The organism is Cerasibacillus sp. JNUCC 74 (genome assembly GCF_053667775.1).
The window spans coordinates 2,481,166-2,501,034 of record NZ_CM132207.1; the positions used below are offsets into that span (position 1 = coordinate 2,481,166).

The 19,869-nt window shown below is 35.9% G+C and carries 15 protein-coding genes and 2 tRNA genes; 7 read left to right on the forward strand and 10 right to left on the reverse strand.

Annotation, left to right across the window (positions count from 1 at the left end; genetic code table 11):
• Position 1 precedes the first annotated feature (1 nt).
• The 4 genes from JNUCC74_RS11100 to hemA are packed head-to-tail and all read right to left on the reverse strand — an operon-like array spanning position 2 to position 3,926.
• Entirely contained in the window at positions 2 to 772 is a 771-nt protein-coding gene (locus JNUCC74_RS11100; protein WP_454065392.1) for a uroporphyrinogen-III synthase, read from the reverse strand.
• Positions 772 to 1,701 (reverse strand): hydroxymethylbilane synthase, encoded by a 930-nt coding sequence (gene hemC / locus JNUCC74_RS11105; protein WP_454065393.1) that lies wholly within the window; start codon positions 1,699 to 1,701, stop codon positions 772 to 774. The genes JNUCC74_RS11100 and hemC overlap by 1 nt, the downstream gene beginning before the upstream one ends.
• A 19-nt stretch (positions 1,702 to 1,720) precedes the next feature.
• The gene (gene ccsA, locus JNUCC74_RS11110) at positions 1,721 to 2,539 is read right to left on the reverse strand and encodes a cytochrome c biogenesis protein CcsA (RefSeq protein WP_454065394.1); all 819 of its coding nucleotides are present in this window, start codon (positions 2,537 to 2,539) and stop codon (positions 1,721 to 1,723) included.
• 16 nt (positions 2,540 to 2,555) lie between these two features.
• Positions 2,556 to 3,926, reverse strand: coding sequence for a glutamyl-tRNA reductase (gene hemA, locus JNUCC74_RS11115; RefSeq protein WP_454065395.1), 1,371 nt, complete (start codon positions 3,924 to 3,926; stop codon positions 2,556 to 2,558).
• A gap of 272 nt (positions 3,927 to 4,198) precedes the next feature.
• Between hemA and JNUCC74_RS11120 the strand changes: the two genes are divergently transcribed.
• Positions 4,199 to 4,681 carry a LiaI-LiaF-like domain-containing protein gene (locus tag JNUCC74_RS11120; RefSeq protein WP_454065396.1) on the forward strand — a complete coding sequence of 161 codons (483 nt, stop codon included), beginning with the start codon at positions 4,199 to 4,201 and terminating at the stop codon, positions 4,679 to 4,681.
• 317 nt (positions 4,682 to 4,998) lie between these two features.
• Here the strand turns inward: JNUCC74_RS11120 and yihA are convergent, their stop codons facing one another.
• The 5 genes from yihA to JNUCC74_RS11145 form a co-directional block, all read right to left on the reverse strand.
• Positions 4,999 to 5,586, reverse strand: coding sequence for a ribosome biogenesis GTP-binding protein YihA/YsxC (gene yihA, locus JNUCC74_RS11125; protein WP_454065397.1), 588 nt, complete (start codon positions 5,584 to 5,586; stop codon positions 4,999 to 5,001).
• Positions 5,567 to 7,903, reverse strand: a complete 2,337-nt coding sequence (lon, locus tag JNUCC74_RS11130) for an endopeptidase La (protein WP_454065398.1) — start codon at positions 7,901 to 7,903, stop codon at positions 5,567 to 5,569. The genes yihA and lon overlap by 20 nt, the downstream gene beginning before the upstream one ends.
• Positions 7,904 to 8,454: 551 nt before the next feature.
• Positions 8,455 to 9,732 carry an ATP-dependent protease ATP-binding subunit ClpX gene (gene clpX / locus JNUCC74_RS11135; protein WP_454065399.1) on the reverse strand — a complete coding sequence of 426 codons (1,278 nt, stop codon included), beginning with the start codon at positions 9,730 to 9,732 and terminating at the stop codon, positions 8,455 to 8,457.
• Positions 9,733 to 10,278: 546 nt separating this feature from the next.
• On the reverse strand, positions 10,279 to 11,565 hold the full coding sequence (gene tig / locus JNUCC74_RS11140) for a trigger factor (protein ID WP_454065400.1): 1,287 nt from the start codon (positions 11,563 to 11,565) through the stop codon (positions 10,279 to 10,281).
• A 124-nt stretch (positions 11,566 to 11,689) separates the two neighbouring features.
• Positions 11,690 to 12,667, reverse strand: coding sequence for a tetratricopeptide repeat protein (locus tag JNUCC74_RS11145; RefSeq protein ID WP_454065401.1), 978 nt, complete (start codon positions 12,665 to 12,667; stop codon positions 11,690 to 11,692).
• A 1,053-nt stretch (positions 12,668 to 13,720) separates the two neighbouring features.
• On the opposite strand from JNUCC74_RS11145, the gene JNUCC74_RS11150 reads away from it, so the two are divergent.
• Complete coding sequence (locus JNUCC74_RS11150; protein WP_454065402.1) at positions 13,721 to 14,323, forward strand: HD domain-containing protein; 603 nt, start codon at positions 13,721 to 13,723, stop codon at positions 14,321 to 14,323.
• A gap of 390 nt (positions 14,324 to 14,713) precedes the next feature.
• Here the strand turns inward: JNUCC74_RS11150 and JNUCC74_RS11155 are convergent, their stop codons facing one another.
• Positions 14,714 to 14,857 (reverse strand): hypothetical protein, encoded by a 144-nt coding sequence (locus JNUCC74_RS11155; RefSeq protein ID WP_454065403.1) that lies wholly within the window; start codon positions 14,855 to 14,857, stop codon positions 14,714 to 14,716.
• A 270-nt stretch (positions 14,858 to 15,127) separates the two neighbouring features.
• Here JNUCC74_RS11155 and JNUCC74_RS11160 point away from each other — a divergent pair, with 270 nt between their 5' ends.
• The 5 genes from JNUCC74_RS11160 to JNUCC74_RS11180 all read left to right on the forward strand — a co-directional run bounded on the left by JNUCC74_RS11160 (position 15,128) and on the right by JNUCC74_RS11180 (position 19,859).
• Entirely contained in the window at positions 15,128 to 16,507 is a 1,380-nt protein-coding gene (locus tag JNUCC74_RS11160; RefSeq protein ID WP_454065404.1) for an amidase, read from the forward strand.
• Positions 16,508 to 16,522: 15 nt separating this feature from the next.
• Entirely contained in the window at positions 16,523 to 17,374 is an 852-nt protein-coding gene (locus JNUCC74_RS11165) for a methyl-accepting chemotaxis protein (protein WP_454065405.1), read from the forward strand.
• Positions 17,375 to 17,570: 196 nt separating this feature from the next.
• Positions 17,571 to 17,644: transfer RNA gene (locus JNUCC74_RS11170), tRNA-Gly, on the forward strand.
• Between the two features lie 10 nt (positions 17,645 to 17,654).
• Positions 17,655 to 17,728, forward strand: a tRNA-Arg gene (locus tag JNUCC74_RS11175).
• Between the two features lie 974 nt (positions 17,729 to 18,702).
• Positions 18,703 to 19,859, forward strand: a protein-coding gene (locus JNUCC74_RS11180; RefSeq protein ID WP_454065406.1) for an IS3 family transposase whose coding sequence is annotated in 2 segments (ribosomal slippage) — positions 18,703 to 18,943 and positions 18,943 to 19,859 — 1,158 coding nt in all. Because the reading frame shifts where the segments join, the coding sequence is not laid out codon by codon here.
• Positions 19,860 to 19,869: the final 10 nt, after the last annotated feature.

The following is a 19,869-nucleotide window of genomic DNA, read 5'->3' on the forward strand; positions in this document are numbered from 1 at the left end:
ATTATCTTCCTTTCTGCTTAAGATCTTTCAGCATGCACTGAATCATGCCATCAATCGTAAATTCGCTTGATGTGAGCACGGGACAAAAGCCAAGCTCCCTTGCCCGTTGTTCCGTTGTCGTACCGATGCAAACGCATGGTGCTTTGTTTCGAATTGGCGTCATCTCTGCAAAGGCTTCTACAGTAGATGGACTGGTAAACGTAATATAATCAATTATTGAATTTCCGATAGCAGTCTTTAATAAAGGTTCCATGTGCCTATTTATATGTGTCTCATACACTTCAAGCGAAGCAAATGTTTTGTTAGCTTTTGTAAAGCATTTCGGTAATACATCTCGTGAGCGATTTCCTCGAATAAGCAATAGATTATCAGCTAATGGATATGCTTGTAAAAATTCAGTTGCCATCGTATCAGCATTAAAACAGGTTGGAATGAAATCAACCTCATCATTGATCCATTTTGCTAGAGCATTGGCAGTTTTTTTACCAACGACAGCTATCTTAACATTTCTAATCCAGTTTAAACCGATATGATAATGCTCAGCAAGCCGAAAAAAACAATCGACCCCATTAGCACTGGTAAAAAAAATCCAGCTGTAATCCTTTACTCCTTTAAGATAATAAAAAGTGTCCTTTGTATCTTTACATGCAATCGTTAAGAGGGGGATTTGTATTGGTTCCCCTCCTAAACTGCGAATTTTTTCTGCAAACACAGCAGCTTTATTTTTTTCCCGGGTTATCAGAATCCGCTGTCCTTTAAAAGGCAATTCCATTACTGGTCAAGCTCCTCTTTTACCTGTTTAATTATTTGATCAGCACCTCGTTGTTTTAATAAATCAGCAGCTTCTTTTCCGACAGTCTCTGGGTCCTTTCCTCGTACCACTTCTTTTAAAATCGTCTTGCCATCCGGAGTCCCCACTAATGCCGTAAGAATGATCGTATCTTCTTCTAAGTAAGCAAAGCCACCAATTGGAACTTGGCACCCTCCTTCAAGTAAATGAAGAAAAGTCCGCTCGGCTTGGACAGTACGAGCAGTCGGTTCATCATTTATTTTTGCCAAGATCTCTCGTAATTCCTGATCGTCCTCTCGACATTCAATTGCAAGCGCGCCTTGACCCACTGCTGGCACACAGATGTCCGGAGCCAAATATTCTGTTATCAAGGATTCGCTTAATCCAACTCGCTTTAAACCCGATACTGCTAAAATAATTGCGTCATAATCTTCTTCTTTTAGCTTCCGGATTCGTGTTTCGATATTTCCTCGTATCCATTTTATCTTGATATCAGGTCGAGCAGCTAACAATTGAGCTGCTCGGCGCAAACTGCTTGTGCCGATAATTGCCCCCTTTGGTAAATCTTCAAATCGAACATTTTGTTTAGAAATAAGTGCGTCACGATGATCTTCTCGGACAGGAATAGAAGTAATAATAAGACCCTCTGGCATCGCAGCCGGCATATCTTTCATGCTATGTACTGCTAGATCAATTTGTTTATCGTACATTGCTTGTTCAATTTCTTTAACGAATAGTCCCTTACCACCTACTTTAGATAACGTAACATCAAGTATTTGATCCCCTTTTGTAACAATTTTTTTAACTTCAAAGTCGTTTGGTATCCCCGCTTGCTTTAATTGCTCTATTACCCAATTTGTTTGTGTTACCGCTAGATTACTTTTTCGTGAACCGACAACAATTTTTCGCAAATGAATCCTCCTCTATAATCTAAAAATGAAAATTTGATAATGTACTAAACAAAAAGAAATTAATTATTAATAGAAGAAAGGCTGCTGTGTTATATATTGCAATAGACCTCCCTTTATACTTTTTAATGATCCGTATAGCCAAATATACAATATAAACAGCTAGTACAACGAACGAACCAATTGTTTTTAAGTCAACCCAATAAAATACGGAATTGGACACATAAGCCCAAACTATCCCTAAAATGATAGCAATCAACAATAAAGGCACACCAATTGTAACGGTTTTAAAAGCATAGTCATCCAACTGCTTTAGATCACCGAAGCGCCACATCCATTTAAAACCTTGTTTCCTTTTTAGCAGCCGGTATTGAATTAAATACATAAAGGAAAGTAAAAAGGACAGCGTAAAAAATCCGTATGAAATAATTGCAATAATAATATGTGCTATTAGTATTTCATGAACGAGTTGCAGCCCATGTGTTGCTAAGTTTTTTTGTGCATCGGATAATAAATATAATAATAGAATAAAAAAACTGAATGTATTCGTAAAAAACACGATAAAATGTACTGGAAATAACTTGTTGGCAGCTAAAGAGATGGTTACTAATACCCAAGAATAAAAAAATAAACTATCATTTAATGTAACGATGGGAAAATTCTTTTCAAAAAACATTTCATAGAATAAAAAAATGGTTTGAATAATCCAAACCAAACCAAGCAACCAGAAGGCTGCTTGGTTTACCCTCCGGTTGTGCTGAATAAAATCAATAAAGTATCCCATCAAGCTTAACCCATGAATAATTAATATAAACTCATAAAGCCATTTTAATTCTACCATATGTGAAATCCTCTCATTATATGGTTGTTATCTTATCCATTAACGGAAAGGATACTTGTTTATCATTCATTGATGTGATTATCTGATTTTTTTTTGTTTGTTTTTCCAATTCTTCCTGCACTTCTCTTTCAATGCCAAAGATATCAATAAACAGCTTTAAAGCTTCTCCTGAACGATCCTTTGCTGCCAATTCCTTTGCTTGGTTGATCGGCTCTTTAAGCAATTGATTAACAATGCTCTTCGTGTGCTTATTGATCACTTTTTTCTCACGTTCCGTTAAATCCGGCATTTTTCTGCCAATACTTTTTACCGTCTCTGCTTGAATTGATAACGCCTTTTGCCTTAATGCAGAAATAATTGGTACTACTCCTAGCGTTTTAACCCATTCTTTAAAAGTGACAATTTCATTTTCTAGCATGAACTCTACTTGTTGTGCAGCTTTTTTTCGTGCTTCTAAATTTTCATCTACAATATGCTGTAAATCATCGATATCATATAAGAAAACATTGTCTAATTTACTAATTGATGGATCTATATCTCTTGGAACAGCAATATCTACAAGAAATAATGGACTTCCTTTTCGGTGTTTCTGTACCGATTCCATCATCATTTTTGTTAAGACAACCGAGGATGAGCCTGTTGAGGTAAGTAAAATATCCACTTTTTGTAATATATTTGGTAAATTTTCAATTGGTTCTACATTAGCTGTGAATTTCATTGCTAAAGATTCTGCTCTTTCTTTCGTGCGATTCATTACAGTAATCTGTCTTACACCTGAACCTTGAAAGTTTTTTACTGCGAGTTCACCCATTTTCCCCGCACCTAATATAGCAACTTTCTTGTCCGTTAAGTTGCCAAATATTTTTTTTGCTAATTCAACTGCAGCATAACTGACAGATACCGCATGTTCACCTATTGCCGTATCCTTCTGTACACGCTTTCCAAAAGTGATTGCTTGCTTAAATAATTCATTGAAAATCGTTCCAGTTGTTTCCGTTTTTTGAGCGGTTAAAAATGCCTGTCTAACTTGTCCTAAAATTTGTGTCTCTCCAAGTACCATGGAGTCGAGTCCAGTAACAACACGAAATAAATGTTCCATCGCTTCATCATTTTCAGCAATCTGTAAAAAAGAGGTAAATGTAGCCATTTCTTCATGAAACCAATCAGCGAGGAATTGTTTAATATAGTAGCGCCCTGTGTGCACCTGATCAACGACTGCATAAATTTCCGTACGATTACATGTGGATACAATAACATTTTCCAAAATGCTCTTTCTCTCTTTTAATACTTTCATTGCTTGGTCGACATCATCTTCTGAAAATGCAAGTTTTTCCCTTATTTCAACAGGGGCTGTCTTATAATTGAATCCAACCTTTAAAATATGCATTTTTGTACCTACCCCCAAATAATCCTGCTCTCATTCCCCTATTATCTCTATTATAAATATAAATTTTTACTTAATAATAAATATAAAGTAAACCGCTTGTTATTTTCCATTATAACATGTATATTTCGTTACAAATTAATAAAATGTGAACATAATTTGAAACAATATGATAGCATTAAACGTATAAGTCGTTACCATCCAACACGACTGTACTTTAACATAATAGCAGTAAAGAAGCAAGAATTCGATTTGTAATGACATGAGGTGAAAGAATGAAAAAGCAGCATACCTTGACAGCCTATTTATTAATTGGAATTGGCGTGTTTTTTTTACTTCGTCAATTAAACATTCCCATTATTAATAATTTCTATTCTTGGCAGACAATCATCATTTTAATTGGACTAGTTCTAATCGTACATAGTTATGCAACAAAAAACAATCAGAATTTATTCAGTGGTACCATTGTTTTAGGGCTAGGCATTCATTTTTATGGCCTGGCATATTACTCATTTTGGATTGATCATTGGGGAATGTATCTCCTTATTGTCGGCATTGCGTTTGTAATTCGCTTTTTTCAAACGAAAAAAGGTCTCGTTCCTGGATTAATACTGGTTGCTATTGCGGTTATCATGATCTTTTCTGTAAGGCTTCCAAGCTGGTTCAATTGGATTTATATTCTCATCGATTACATGGAAAAGTTCTGGCCGATTTTATTAATCATTGTCGGTATCTATTTATTAAAAAAACGGAAATAAGAAATTTATATCTTAGAGACACAAAAGATAGCAGGCTTTGGTCAGCCCTGATAATGGGAGAAATTCAAACCAAGAGACTGTTTGAAGAAAGAGTGAAGCGACACCTTGATGAACTGGGTGTGGATAATTAATACAAAAAATTGATAATTTCCTAGGTTAGAAAAACTTGGCTTGCCGCGAAAGCTGTAGTTTTTCTTATATGATAAACCTTAAAATTTTATACTTTCCTATAGTGCAATAATAAACGAGGCAATCGTCTTTTCGTAGGCGATTGTCTCGCTTTGCTATACGTATATAATTTCTTAACTATCCTTTATTTAGAGCTCTAAATAATGACGAATACTAGACCATGCCTCATCTTTATTCTCCCCAGTTTCAGCGGAAAATGGTATGAGCATATCTCCCGCTTCTAACTGAAAACTGCCTTCTGTTCGCTTTACATGATAAGCACGTTTATTTTTTGGTACCTTGTCTAATTTTGTACCAATGATAATTACTGGAAGCTTATAATACTTCAAAAAATCATACATTTGTAAATCATCGTCCGTTGGTTCATGACGAATATCCGTTATCAGCAAGACCGCTTTTAAAGAGGATCGTTTTGTAAAATAGTCCTCCATCATCTTTCCCCATTTTTGCCGTTCTTTTTTAGACACTTTCGCATAACCGTAACCCGGTACATCGACAAAGTAAAACGCATCGTTAATTTTGTAAAAGTTCAATGTTTGTGTCTTTCCAGGCTTTGAGGAAGTCCTAGCTAAGTTTTTTCGGTTAATTAATGTATTAATAAAAGAAGATTTGCCAACGTTCGAGCGACCAGCTAAAGCAATTTCCGGAAGCTGGTCCTTTGGATACTGCTGTTGACTCACAGCACTTATAACAATTTCAGCTTTGGTTACCTTCATTTTTACCTCCTGCCAATGCATGTTCTAATACCTGATCCAAGTGGCCAACAGGAATAAAGGTTAAGTCCTTTCGTACACTCTCTGGGATGGATTCTATATCTTTTTCGTTTAACTCTGGAATAATGATTGTTGTAATTCCAGCTCGATGTGCACTTAACGCTTTTTCTTTTAATCCGCCTATGGGCAGAACGCGCCCTCTCAGGGTAATTTCTCCAGTCATTGCAACTTCCTTCTTAACAGCACGACCTGTTAATGAAGAAACTAATGCAGTGGCCATTGTTATTCCAGCAGAAGGGCCATCTTTTGGCGTAGCGCCTTCAGGGACATGAATATGAATATCATATTTTTCATGGAATAGTGGGTCAATTTTTAAATCATCTGCACGTGAACGAATATAGCTAAATGCTGCTTGAGCAGATTCTTGCATCACATCTCCAAGCTTTCCGGTAAGGGTTAATTTTCCTTTTCCTGGATAATGAGTGGCTTCGATCGTTAATGTATCTCCGCCTACAGCTGTATAGGCTAACCCAGTTGCAGCTCCAACCTGATCTTCCTGCTCCATCCGTCCATAGCGATATACTGGCTTTCCTAAAAGCTCCTCAAGGCTTTTTTCCGTAACAACTACTCGTTTTTTTGTTCCTGAAATAATAATCTTTGCTGCTTTACGACACAACGTTGCTAACTTTCTTTCTAAATTACGAACTCCAGCTTCCCGTGTATACATTCGGATCAGTTTTTTCAGTGCCTGATCGCCAATTTGCAGTTGGCCTTTACTCAAGCCATTCTCCTTTAATTGCTTTGGCAATAGATGCCGTTTACCAATGTGCAGCTTCTCCACTTCAGTATAACCAGAAATGGAAATAACTTCCATGCGATCTAGTAAAGGTTGAGGTATATTATTTATATAATTAGCAGTTGCTATAAATAACACTTTTGATAAGTCATATGTTTCTTCGATAAAATGGTCACTAAATTGATTATTTTGCTCCGGATCAAGCACTTCCAAAAGTGCAGAAGCAGGGTCTCCCCTAAAATCATGTGCCATCTTATCAATTTCATCCAATAAGAATACAGGGTTAATCGTTCTAACCTTTTTCATTCCTTGAATGATTCGTCCTGGCATCGCCCCAATATATGTCCTCCTGTGCCCACGAATTTCTGCTTCATCTCGCACACCACCTAACGACATACGAATAAATTTTCGATTAATCGCATTTGCAATTGATTTGGCCAACGATGTCTTCCCCACGCCTGGCGGTCCAACAAGACAAAGAATTGGTCCTTTAATCGAATTGGTTAATTTTTGGACAGCTAAATATTCTAAAACGCGCTCTTTCACTTTATCAAGCCCGTAATGATCCTTATTCAAAATTTCCTCTGCACGTTTTATTTCAATGGTATCATTCGTCTTTTCTGTCCACGGCAATGCAAGTAACCATTCAATATAATTGCGAATAACAGAGCTTTCCGCTGAGCTTTGTGGTACTTTTTCATACCGGTCTAATTCCTTAAGCGCTACGGCTCGAATACGATCCGGCATCGTTGACTGATCGATCTTTTCCTTTAATTCGCCAACCTCTCCGGTTTTTCCGTCACTTTCTCCTAATTCCCTTTGAATTGCTTTCAACTGTTCACGTAAATAATATTCCTTTTGTGTTTTCTCCATTGACGTCTTTACACGCTGCCCAATTTTCTTTTCCAAATCTAAGACTTTTTGTTCATTGGAAATATACCGAATCAACTTTTGTAGACGTTTCTTAATATTTTGTATTTCTAGTAATGTTTGCTTTTCTGTTATTTTTAATGATAAATGAGAAGTGATAATATCCGCTACTCTGCCGGGTTCGTCTATATCTGCCACCGTTTCGAAAGTCTCATTCGTAATTTTTTGTGAAACCTGGCTATAATGTTTGAATTGATTTAATAAAGATCGCTTCAGTGCTTCTTGCTCATGATGATCTGCTTCAACATCCGGCAGTTTATCAACGTCAACGATAAATTCCTGATCCTGTTCAACATAACGAACGATTTCTCCACGATAGATGCCCTCTACTAGTACCCTCATCGTGCCATTTGGCAGCTTGATCATTTGCTTAATCACAGATACGGTACCAACTCGATAAATATCCTTTGGTTCCGGCTCTTTCACACGCACTTTCTTTTGCGCAGCCAAAAATATGTAATGGTCATTCATCATTGCTTTTTCTAATGCTGCAATCGATTTTTCTCGTCCTACATCAAGATGCAATACCATTGATGGAAATACGATTAATCCACGTAAAGGAAGGAGGGGAAGCTGCCTGTTATCATTTGTCATGGTATGTACCTCCAAAAAATATGTAATGTGTATTATTATACGTTCTTAAATTTTATATAAAAGTGCTTCATTTGTAAACGTAAAAATTTTTTCCTTCAATTAAAAAGCATAATTGCGATTCTAGGAAAAATCAATGAAAACTAACTTATGTACTTATTATATCCAAAAAACAGAAGTAGCTATGCAATGAACTGTGAAACTTAACACGTAGGGCTTTTCCTTATCCCTACAGATAAGACGTAGAATAAAGACAATCATCTCAGGTATCCCAATATGATGGATTCCTGCCGAAGCCTTCCTTGTCCTCGAAAAAGAAAAACGCTTTTTCTTCGTGCGATGGATTCCTGCCGAAGCCTTCCTTGTCCTGTCATCCGAACAAATCAGGGATTTAGGTACGGGTATCTCCCACTTAGACTTCTTTGCATTCTTTATAGCTCTTGAAGAGAAGTCTTGCTGAATCAGATGCTGGATAAAAAGAGACTGACTTGTTACAAAAGCTGTGTAATAAAGTCAGTCTCCCATGTATCCCATATTTAACTGGTGTTCAATAATTATGCACTTTCTTTTGGATGTTTTTCAATACCCTCGGTTACTGTTCCATCGCGATATACAAGTGTTGGCGTACCATTGTTCTCTACCGTTTTTTTCGTAATAATACATTTTTCTATATCTTCTCTAGAAGGTAGTTCAAACATAACATCAAGCATGATCCCTTCAATAATAGAACGAAGTCCCCGTGCACCTGTCTTACGTTCAATAGCCTTTGCAGCAATTTCTTTAAGTGCATCTTCTTCAAACTCTAATTCAACATTATCCATCAGGAACAATTTTTGATATTGCTTTACAAGCGCATTCTTCGGTTTTGTCAAAATTTGTACAAGCGCTTCTTCATCCAATGGAGTCAGGCTGCCAATTACTGGAATTCTCCCTATAAATTCCGGGATAAGGCCATAGCGCAAAAGGTCTTCAGGTAACACCTTTTCTAATAGCTCTCCCATGTCTAGATCTTGTTGTTTTTCATGAGAACCAAAGCCGATTACCTTTTTACCAAGACGGCGTTTAATTACCTGGTCAATACCGTCAAATGCTCCCCCGACAATAAATAAAATATTTGTGGTATCGATTTGAATAAATTCTTGGTGTGGATGCTTTCTTCCCCCTTGTGGAGGAACACTTGCTACTGTACCTTCCAAAATTTTCAATAATGCTTGTTGTACGCCCTCACCTGAAACATCTCTAGTGATCGACGGATTTTCGGATTTTCGAGCAACTTTATCAATTTCATCGATGTAAATAATCCCTTTCTCGGCTTTTTCCACATCATAGTCTGCTGCTTGAATAAGTTTAAGCAAAATATTTTCCACATCTTCACCAACGTATCCCGCTTCCGTTAGGGAAGTTGCATCGGCCATCGCAAAAGGGACATTGATAATTCGAGCTAGTGTTTGTGCGAGCAACGTTTTTCCGCTACCTGTAGGTCCAATCATGGCAATGTTACTTTTGGACAGTTCCACATCATCCGTACTGTTCTTTGGTGAGTTAATCCGCTTATAATGATTATAAACAGCTACAGATAGATTTTTCTTTGCTTTTTCTTGACCAATTACGTAATCGTCTAAGATAGTACAGATTTCCCGTGGTTTTGGTATCTCTTTTAGCTCTATTTCTTCCTCTGTTCCAAGTTCTTCTTCTACTATTTCAGTACATAATTCAATACACTCATCGCATATATAAACGCCTGGTCCAGCCACCAGCTTACGGACTTGGTCCTGGCCTTTACCACAGAACGAACATTTTAATTGTCCTTTTTCTTCGTTAAACTTAAACATCCATTTTCACCCCTAAAAGTTTAAATCTCTTATCATTCATTTGCTTCTCAGGTTTCAACTTTATAGTCATCATATCAGATCGAATTTAAAATACAAAATAATAAACCTTTTTTGCTTTAATCTAAGTAAAATGACTAAACAATTACTAATACTTCTTCTTTTAATTACCACCATCTAATTTGCCAATAAGATACCCAGAAAATAAGTATACAACGTCAGGCTTTATTTATCCATTTTTAAGTGTACTCGTAATACTATATGTTAAAAACATAATTTAAGTCTATGGAAAAATACGGTTGGGTTACAAATTAGCGAGAGAAGCCACTATATGTAATTGTTTACAAGGCTTGTCTAGCTTTCAACTGGTTAAACTTGCTAACGTTTTTCTAGGGTAAAATTCATCTCTGATCAAAAACGAGCTTACCAATCACTCACTCCATTTTCATATTTCACAAAAACATCCAGATACGGAAAAACAAGGTGTGGTCACACACCTTGTTTTCATCGTTGCCTGATTATCTATGCTCTATACCTCATTTGAAAATATTAAACAGCTTTGCTTTGTTCAACTAAGAAATCAATTGCTTTTCTTTTCTTCAAATCTTTTTTGATGGCATCTGTATTTGCACCAAGCATTTTGCGGATCTGCTCCTTATCTGTGCCGTACATTTCCGCCATTTTATCAAGTTCTTTTTCCACATCTTCATCAGATGCTTCCAGACCCTCTGCTTCTACAATTGCATCTAGAGTAAGGCTCGTTTTAACACGTTTCTCAGCATCTTCTCTCATCTGTTCTTTTAGCTCATCTTTATCTTGACCGGAGAATTGAGAATACATTTCTAATGTCATACCTTGCATTTGCAGACGCTGTTCGAATTCTTGTACCATTTGATCAAGTTCATTTTCTATCATTACTTCAGGAATATCTACTTCAGCATTTTCACTTGCTTTTTCGATTAATGTTTCCCGCTTTTTATTTTCAGCATTTTGTTTTCTTTGCTCTAGCAATTGCTCTTTTGTTTTATTTTTTAGTTCCTCAAGTGTTTCCACTTCATCATCTACATCTTTTGCAAACTCATCATCAAGTTCTGGTAATTCTTTAGATTTAACTTCATGAATGTTAACCTTAAATGTAGCATCTTTACTTGCAAATTCTTTTGCATGGTAATCTTCTGGGAAGGTAACATTTATTTCTAGTTCTTCGCCCGATTTCTTACCAATTAATTGGTCTTCAAAACCAGGAATAAATTGTCCAGATCCAATTTCTAAAGAATGGTTCTCTGCTTTTCCACCTTCAAAAGGTTCTCCATCAATAAAGCCCTCGAAATCAATAACCGCCGTATCGCCTTCTTCAATTTCCCCTTCTTCTTTAACCACTAATTCTGCATGGCGTTCACGTTGATGTTCAAGATCATGCATTACATCTTCATCGGTTACTTCTACTTCTTCGTTTTCTACTTCTAATCCTTTATATTCTCCAAGTTTTACTTCAGGCTTTACCATTACTTTAGCAGTAAAAATTAACGGTTTTCCTTTTTCAATTTGATCGATATCGATTTCCGGCTGATCTATCGGCTCAATATCAGCTTCTTCTACTGCTTTCATATAGGCAGTAGGTAATACAAAATCAACTGCATCTTGATATAGTGATTCTACTCCAAAACGCTTTTCAAACAATCCGCGTGGTATCTTTCCTTTACGAAATCCAGGGATTTGTACATCCTTTACAACTTTTTTAAATGCTTTGTCTAATGCCTTATTAAATTCTTCGGCACTTACCTCAAATGTAAGTACACCCTCATTTCCTTCTTGTTTTTCCCAATTGACTGACATATAATTCCCTCCAAAATCTATTGTGTCCTTCATTTTTCACACGTTCAATTGCATTAAAGATCAAAATTTACAACCATTTTATTATAACATAATTGCTATGCCTTTCAAGCATTTTCGATTCATTCTAGCTTTCTTCAATCACACTGGAATACAGCGTTTCACACTGTTCAATTTCCTCTATGTAATCATTTATATTCTGCTGTTCTTTACCAAGCCTATCATGACTATTTAAATACTTAGTGCCAATGGTTTTTAAAGCTGTGGCAATACTTTCTGCTTCCTTATTGGCTGGCAATATTGGAAACCTAACATAAATATAATGATATAACAACTGCTTCAACAGCTCATGCAAGGTAGGATTTTTTTGCTCTAAATCACTAATAAGTAACAATATTTCCCTTGCAAGTGAATGATTATGTATATCACCAATAGCTTGTGGCTTCAGTTGAATATTTTTTCCCCATTTATGTATTTCTACAGTTTCTTCATATTCAATGTCCTGAAGCCAAACGATAATAGCTGTTTTAATTACCGGATGTATATTATCTGCTGCCAAGAGAGCCAGTACATTTTTAGTAGGCTCACTTTTTGTTCTTCTTAATTCCTCTATCAAGCGCCACTGCTTTTGATAATCGTTAGCGGCAATCGCTTGTTCCAGATCATCTAAGTATGCTGTAGTGTGTTCGACAACGACATCAGCTTTCATTTTGCTACTCATTTCGTATAACTGATCAAATTGTTCCTTTAACACTGCTGGCAATTCTTGCTTTTCAAATTCTTCTTCGACCTGTTCCATCAGCAAATCATATTGGTTTGTTTGAAATAGAACTGTCAAATAAATATGTAAATAATGATAATAATATTTATCTTTTTGCTGCAGTACATCTTCACATATTTCTTGAGCTTCTTTATACCGACCCAATTCAATTAAACAAATAAGCTTGCCGCTAATAATCTCATAGCTATTTACCTGATAGCTTAATAATTTATTTAATTTTTCTAGCGCTTCCTCGAACCTTCTTGCTTTAAGTGCTGCTAAGCTTTCTTCCTCTAAAACGTTGCGCCATTTCGGAAAAAGAATTACATTTTCCGGTTGCTGCATACTGTCCCTCCTTTCTATATTTATCATAACAGAATTTTAACTACTACGTACTAAATATTCTTTCCCTAAGCAAAGAAATTCGAAACCTTAATTCGATATTTTTTGAACCAATTTGGCTTAAAGTGCATATTCAAATGGAGTTAAAAGATCTGAGGAATGCAAGACGACATTTCGACAAGTAGAAGGTATACATTTCATAACATAACGGTAGATAATTAAGCAAATAACAAAAACGCAATCGCTAGATCTTCTAAAGAGATTAAGTTGAAACATCATCAAAGATTGTTTTTTAGATCAAAGCCTAAGATCGGGGACGTTTTAAAAAATCGTTATGTGTCGAATCTCGAAGTCTCCCTTGTCCGTGAAAAACATGCTGTACGCTGCCGATGCTTCTCCGTCCTTAAAAAACCATGAAACAATCGGGGATGTGGAACCATTTCTCTCGTAATCTTATTGCCCTAATATAAGATGTTTAAAGAAGGAGAAATACCAACCTTTACATGGGGAGTTTAACTTGCTACTCATGTCGTCTTATTTTCAGCTTAAAAATTTGATAATCTTTTGTACAAAAAAATCTTTTCATCCTTCATTTATTAATACGTTTGCACTTGCTAGATAGATTCAAAAAAATCACAACTAATAAATAGATGATATAATATATTTTATCATTTACAGTATAAACGGAAAACATTTGCTCTTCGTTAGTAAAATGGCTTATCCCTAACTTGCAAAGGTTTTTTAATTACTCTAATACGTATAAGTGTGCGTTCAAAAAAGGTCGAGGTCAGCTAAGGTCGCAGGTATCATTGAAAGATCGCAAAGTGTCGCTGCGATGTTTTCCTCCGTGAGGTATCCTGTCGAAGCTTTTTTAGATTTTGTGAGCATGAAAATATGCTTTTAGCATGGGGTGCTAAAAACAAGAAAGGAAAAAAGATAAAGTGTTATAGTCCAGGCTTTTTTCAATATCCACCTATACAGTTAACCTACTCTAATTTTTATACTTGCTTACGTACCATTTAAATTATTTAGGAGGAAGGAAAGGAGAGAGAACGGATGCAGGAACAAATAGAACGTATTTATCAACTGATTAAACTAAGTGAAAAGCTTAAGATGGAATTGCGGCACAGCTGGTTATCCAATGGACGACAGGAGAGTGTAGCAGAACACACATGGCGACTATCGCTAATGGCGATTGCATTACAACCTTATTTAGAAAAAGACATACATATGGAAAAACTATTAAAAATGCTCATCATTCATGATTTAGTAGAGGCAGAGGCAAAAGATATTCCTGCCTTTGAAACCCTTCATAATAAAGCACTTCATTTACAAAAACAGCAAAATGAACGCAAAGCCATAGAAAATATAAGAAACATGCTACAAGATGAAGCTGGTGAGGAAATCTATCAGCTTTGGCTTGAGTTTGAAACGAAAGAGACATATGAAGCAAAAGTTGCAAATGCTTTAGATAAACTTGAAGTTCAAATTCAACATCTAGAAGCGGATATTCGTACATGGAAAGATATAGAATATGAGATGTGTTTTATGCTTGAAAAGCACACTAGTTTTAGCGCTGTATTAAGCGAATTAAAAAACCTTATCGAACAAGAAGCCAGAAAGAAAATATCGCAAGCAAAAGAACAGTATTTAACATAGGTCTTATGTTTAGATGGAAAATAGTCATCAAAAAACTATATTAAATGAAGCTTTTTATGTTAATACTAACTCTGTTGAAATAGAAAGACATCTGCAAATACGTTGACACTAGGGAAAGATTTACTTTAACTTATTAAAAAGTCATTGTAACTCAATTTTCCAGAGATGGTTATTCTGGAAAATCGGGTTCTTTTTCTATTGATTTAGATACTATACGTAGCACTTTTTATCCTACTAATTGCCCCTCCTAATTAATATCTTTTGTTTTCATTATTTTTCTTTCTTCTTTATATTTTTCTATAATCTGTTTTGCGTCTTCGATCCGAATACGATTACCCATTAATAACTGCTTAAAAAACTTAATAAAGGCTTCCTGATCCGCTGATTCTATTACTTCAATTTTTTCAATTCATCGATCCATCTAATTCTTACCGTTGGATAGGATAGCTTTAAGAAGCCATTTAAAACAAACTTCTTAATACATTCAAGGTCTTCACTTTCTAGTGTTACTATCCAATCCGGTAAGTCTTTCATCTCTCTCCACCACCTCTTTTTCTTGAACCACATCATATTTTTTTAAACTAAAATAATATACATTTTATCTACCGAGATATGTTTAAATTTTAGTTAACTATTTAGTTACTAGAACCGATAATAATAAAGTGAGACTTTGAAGTACCCGGAATATTCTTTCAATAACGAAATATAACGACCCAGTTTTGGGCTATGTTTAATCGCACCAATTGGATAAGAAATAATAAAAATCCTTAAACCTTAATCAAGACCATATAAGGAGGCTTATTCATGATAGAAACGATGTCAATATCCGATCTTATCAACGGCTACAGAAATAAAGAATTTTCGCCAACCGAGATTACAATGGAACAGCTAAAGAGAATAGATGAGGTTAACAAAACGGTTAATGCATTTATTACCGTTTCTCATGAGCAAGCTTTAGCTCAAGCTCGCATTGCTGAAAAAAACTGGCTGAATGGAGTACAATTAAATGTGCTTCAAGGGGTACCGATATCGTTTAAAGATTTAATTTTTACAAAAGGAATAAAAACGACAAGCGGTTCGTACATTTTTAAAGATTTCATCCCAAAAGAGGATGCCTCTATTGTGAATAAAATCACAAGAGCGAGCGCAATTAATTTAGGGAAAACAAATTTACATGAATTTGCTTTTGGCATCACTTCAAACAATCCATTTTATGGTGCAGTAAGAAATCCATGGAAACTCGATCACATCCCGGGAGGGTCTAGTGGTGGGTCAGCTGCTGCTGTCGCTGCTGGCTTAGGCTTTGCTTCCATTGGTACTGATACAGGAGGTTCAATCCGCATCCCTGCTTCTGCTTGTGGAATAGTCGGGCTCAAGCCTACTAGACAAAAGATAAAAACAAATGGAGTACAGGGAATATCATGGACATTAGACCATGTTGGCCCTATGACACAAAACATCACAGATTTAGCCATTGTTATGTACGGATTAACAGATAGATTGTATCTTGAACATTGTCAAACCGATATTAAAGGGATGCGCATCGGTGTTTCTACTAAATATTTTACCGAATATTTAGAGCCAGAAATCCGTACTTCCTATCAAAAAGCCCTCCAAAAACTAGAAAATCTCGGTGCGATTCTTATGGAAATAGGGCTGCCATCTGTACAAGAAGCTAGCGACCAAGTATTTCCGATCGCACTAGTTGAAGGAGCATATACACATGAAAAAAATCTTATTGGTAAGTTGAATCAATTCGGCGAAGATGTAAAAACACATCTACAACGAGGTAAAACCATCTCTGCAGTAAATTATCTAAAAGCCCTACATTGGCAAAAGATAGCAACGAGTGAAGTTGACGAAGTTCTCATGGACGTCGATATTATCGCAACACCTACTTTGCCTGCTAGCCCTAAACCAATTCATACAGAAACCATTGAAATCGATGGTTTAGAAGAAGATATCTTCACATCTCTAACTAGATTTACTCGCTTATTTAGCTTAACTGGTCATCCCGCATTATCGCTTCCTATGGGGTTAACGGATGATGGATTACCAATCGGACTTCAACTTGTAAGTAAATATAACTATGAATCCCTGTTAATTCGTGCAGGTTTTGCTTTTGAACAAGCATATTTACAAGATTTTTACGACAAGCGATCTGCAGTTGCTAAAAGTCTTTAGAATGGAGTGAACAATATGAAGAATACAGAACAAATTAATTCTGCTGTACTGCGTAATGTAGTTGAGACTGCACCATTCATGACAGAGTTGTTACAAAACGAGAATATACTTGTTGGTGTTGTTGATTTAGAAAAATACTTATATTATGCACCAGGTAAAACACTTGATGCGAAAGTAAATACCGGAGAACCATTTTATGATCATGATTTATTTGGACAAGTAATTCACAACCGAAAACGCACGATTATTAAAACTCCACCAGAATACGGAGAACCATTTAAAGGTGTTGGCATTCCAATATTCGATAACAGTGAACTGGTAGGCTGTCTAGGTATTGGAATCAGTTTAGATCAAGAGTACCAATTTCTTGAAATTATACAGTCTTTGGAAGGTCTGTCCGATCATATCCAAGGAAGAGCACATAATATGCTCTCCCAAACGGAAGAACTATCAGCAACTGTTCAGGAGATCGCTGCACATTCAGAAAGCGTCAAACAGAATTCCGGTGAAATTAATGAAGTGACTCAATTTATCAATAATGTTTCCGAACAATCGAATTTGCTTGGTCTTAATGCAGCGATTGAAGCAGCTAGAGCTGGAGAACAGGGACGCACTTTTTCAGTCGTTGCTAAAGAAATCCGGAAGATGGCAAAAGACTCTTCTCACGCAACAGATAAAATTAAAACTGTTATTGACGATATTATGCAAAATATTGAACAGACATCTGAACAATTAACAGACATAGCCCAAGCTGTCCAAAGCCAAGAAGCCGAAGCCGAGACCTTTTCACAAATGACCGAAGAATTAAATGAGATGACAAATAAATTAAAAACCCATATTGAAGTACTAACCAATGAAATTAATTAACATATATTTTTCTAAAGAGCACTAAAGCTTAAATTAGCTTTAGTGCTCTTTTCGATTGCGTATCTATTTTCACATTTTTACTAAAATAACAAATATAATTATTCTACCGGTAAGTGTTGACAAATCTGATGTAAGTTTATATAATGATTCTTGTCGGTAAAAAACGGCAGTCATTCAAACTTAATACTATTTCAATGCGGGTGTAGTTTAATGGTAAAACCTCAGCCTTCCAAGCTGATGACGAGGGTTCGATTCCCTTCACCCGCTCCATATATTATTTGTCCCAGTAGCTCAGCTGGATAGAGCAACAGCCTTCTAAGCTGTGGGTCGGGAGTTCGAATCTCTCCTGGGACGTATTGAGCAACCCTTGTGAACACTATGTTTACAAGGGTTTTTATTTTGTTAAGTGAGGTACGTAAATTCTAAAAAGATACCAATAGGATACCAATTTGCTCATGATTTAAAAACACACTTCCTTATTATGTAGTTAGACAAACAAATAACATCTAGCTTGATGATTACTCACGTTAATTTCAGAGCATATTTTTTAACAGTTTTAAAACTGGAGAAAGCTTGCCTTATCAAGCATCTATGGCTTTCTGTTTGTTTTATGGTTTTTAGAATAATATATTCTCCCCCGCTTATTTTGGTGGAGGTTTTTTATAAAGTGTGGAAGTCGTATCGTATCTTAATTTTAAACGCCCAAAAAGAAAAGGCATTTAAAACCTTCTCTTAATTTATCAACACTACGATAATACATACGCATATTTATCTCCATCTCCAGTAAACATCCCTTCAGGATAAACTGCTGGTATAACTATTCCTTTTTTCCTTGAATTTCTTTATATTCTTATTAAGTAATATCTTCCATTTACCTTACACGCCAATTATCAAACGTGTTGCGTTCACCCTCAGCAAAATGTTGCCCATAAAGTCCGGGTAGCTGATCCAGTGAAATCTATGAATTTGAAGAAGGCAATACCGAACCTTACGCTTATAGCTTCACACTGAAATACAATAATTCAGATGTATAGTTACCTTCATAAATACTACTATTGTCACGCCTTGTTATATATAAATTTAACAACTAAACAAATTCCTTTAACCATGATTATGATAAGGATTATATTTTCCTCTATATTTTTACGACAAAAATAACCAAAAGGTAATTAGTTCCTTTATAAAACTTAATAACGTTCTCCATAGATGTGAGAAAAAAAGTTAAACTGAACTAAAGCTAGATAGCGTAAGGAGAGTGATGCTAGTATAGTTTCATGGACACATCTAAGTTAAATTTTATACAATGAATTTCAAGGAGGATGTGTCCCATGAGTACCAGAAATAATGGCAAACGATATAACGATGATTTTAAAAAGATGGTTGTTGATCTTTATCAATATGGAAATTCTGTAAAAGATTTAAGCAGCGAGTATGGCGTATCAGATGTAACTATCTATAAATGGATTAAGGATTTAACTCCAATTGAAGGAACTGACGGTAAGGAGATCACTCCAAAAGAAGTCGATGCCATTGAAAAAGAGAACCTTCGTTTGAAACAGGAGCTTGAAATCTTAAAAAAGGCTATGGCCATATTCGCTCGAAAGTAAGTGACTCAGAACTAACTGAATTTATTACAGAACATAAAGATGATTATCCCGTTCGTACCATGTGCGAAATGCTTGATATACCGAAAAGTACCTACTACCAATCTTTGAATAAGACCGAGTCGAATCGCGATCATGAGAACCGTGAGTTCACGGAAAAGATTGTCCGGATTCATAAAGAAAGTAAGAAACGATATGGTGCGCCAAAAATACATGAAATCCTTGAAAAACAAGGTTACAAAATCAGTTTAAAGCGAGTTCAACGCTTCATGAAAAAAGCTGGTATCCGTTCTATTATCGTTAAAAAATTCCGTCCGACACCCAGTAAAGAAAAGGTGGAAGAACGAGAAAATATCATTAACAGAGACTTTTCTACGACAACAATCAACCAAAAATGGGTTGGCGATATCACGTATATTCACACACTGCGTGATGGCTGGTGTTACCTTGCGTCTGTTTTAGACTTGCATTCTAGAAAGGTGATTGGGTACTCATTTGGACGTTCGATGACGACTGAATTGGTAGAGAAAGCTTTAGAAAATGCTTATGTCACACAGAAACCTAATGATGGCGTCATGTTCCATTCCGATTTAGGTTCACAATATACAAGCGATGCCTTTGCAGAAAAGATTCAGAGCTATAAGATGACGCACTCCTTCAGTCATAAGGGAAGCCCCTATGACAATGCTTGTATCGAGTCTTTTCATGCAATTTTAAAGAAAGAAGAAGTAAATCATGTACAATACTTAGATTTCAACGCTGCGAGAGTAGAGTTATTTAAATATATCGAAGGTTGGTATAATCGTAAAAGAATACATGGCAGCATTGGCTATCTGACTCCACAAGAGATGGAAGATTCAGCGCTCCATCAAGCAGCATAACTGCACCAAT

Excerpts from the sequence above, each read along its gene's own strand:
- JNUCC74_RS11100 (WP_454065392.1), bottom strand. The coding sequence starts at position 772 with ATGGAATTGCCTTTTAAAGGACAGCGGATTCTGATAACCCGGGAAAAA.
- ccsA (WP_454065394.1), bottom strand. The coding sequence starts at position 2,539 with ATGGTAGAATTAAAATGGCTTTATGAGTTTATATTAATTATTCATGGG.
- hemA (WP_454065395.1), bottom strand. The coding sequence starts at position 3,926 with ATGCATATTTTAAAGGTTGGATTCAATTATAAGACAGCCCCTGTTGAA.
- JNUCC74_RS11120 (WP_454065396.1), top strand. The coding sequence starts at position 4,199 with ATGAAAAAGCAGCATACCTTGACAGCCTATTTATTAATTGGAATTGGC.
- yihA (WP_454065397.1), bottom strand. The coding sequence starts at position 5,586 with ATGAAGGTAACCAAAGCTGAAATTGTTATAAGTGCTGTGAGTCAACAG.
- lon (WP_454065398.1), bottom strand. The coding sequence starts at position 7,903 with ATGACAAATGATAACAGGCAGCTTCCCCTCCTTCCTTTACGTGGATTA.
- clpX (WP_454065399.1), bottom strand. The coding sequence starts at position 9,732 with ATGTTTAAGTTTAACGAAGAAAAAGGACAATTAAAATGTTCGTTCTGT.
- tig (WP_454065400.1), bottom strand. The coding sequence starts at position 11,565 with ATGTCAGTCAATTGGGAAAAACAAGAAGGAAATGAGGGTGTACTTACA.
- JNUCC74_RS11145 (WP_454065401.1), bottom strand. The coding sequence starts at position 12,667 with ATGCAGCAACCGGAAAATGTAATTCTTTTTCCGAAATGGCGCAACGTT.
- JNUCC74_RS11150 (WP_454065402.1), top strand. The coding sequence starts at position 13,721 with ATGCAGGAACAAATAGAACGTATTTATCAACTGATTAAACTAAGTGAA.
- JNUCC74_RS11155 (WP_454065403.1), bottom strand. The coding sequence starts at position 14,857 with ATGAAAGACTTACCGGATTGGATAGTAACACTAGAAAGTGAAGACCTT.
- JNUCC74_RS11160 (WP_454065404.1), top strand. The coding sequence starts at position 15,128 with ATGATAGAAACGATGTCAATATCCGATCTTATCAACGGCTACAGAAAT.
- JNUCC74_RS11165 (WP_454065405.1), top strand. The coding sequence starts at position 16,523 with ATGAAGAATACAGAACAAATTAATTCTGCTGTACTGCGTAATGTAGTT.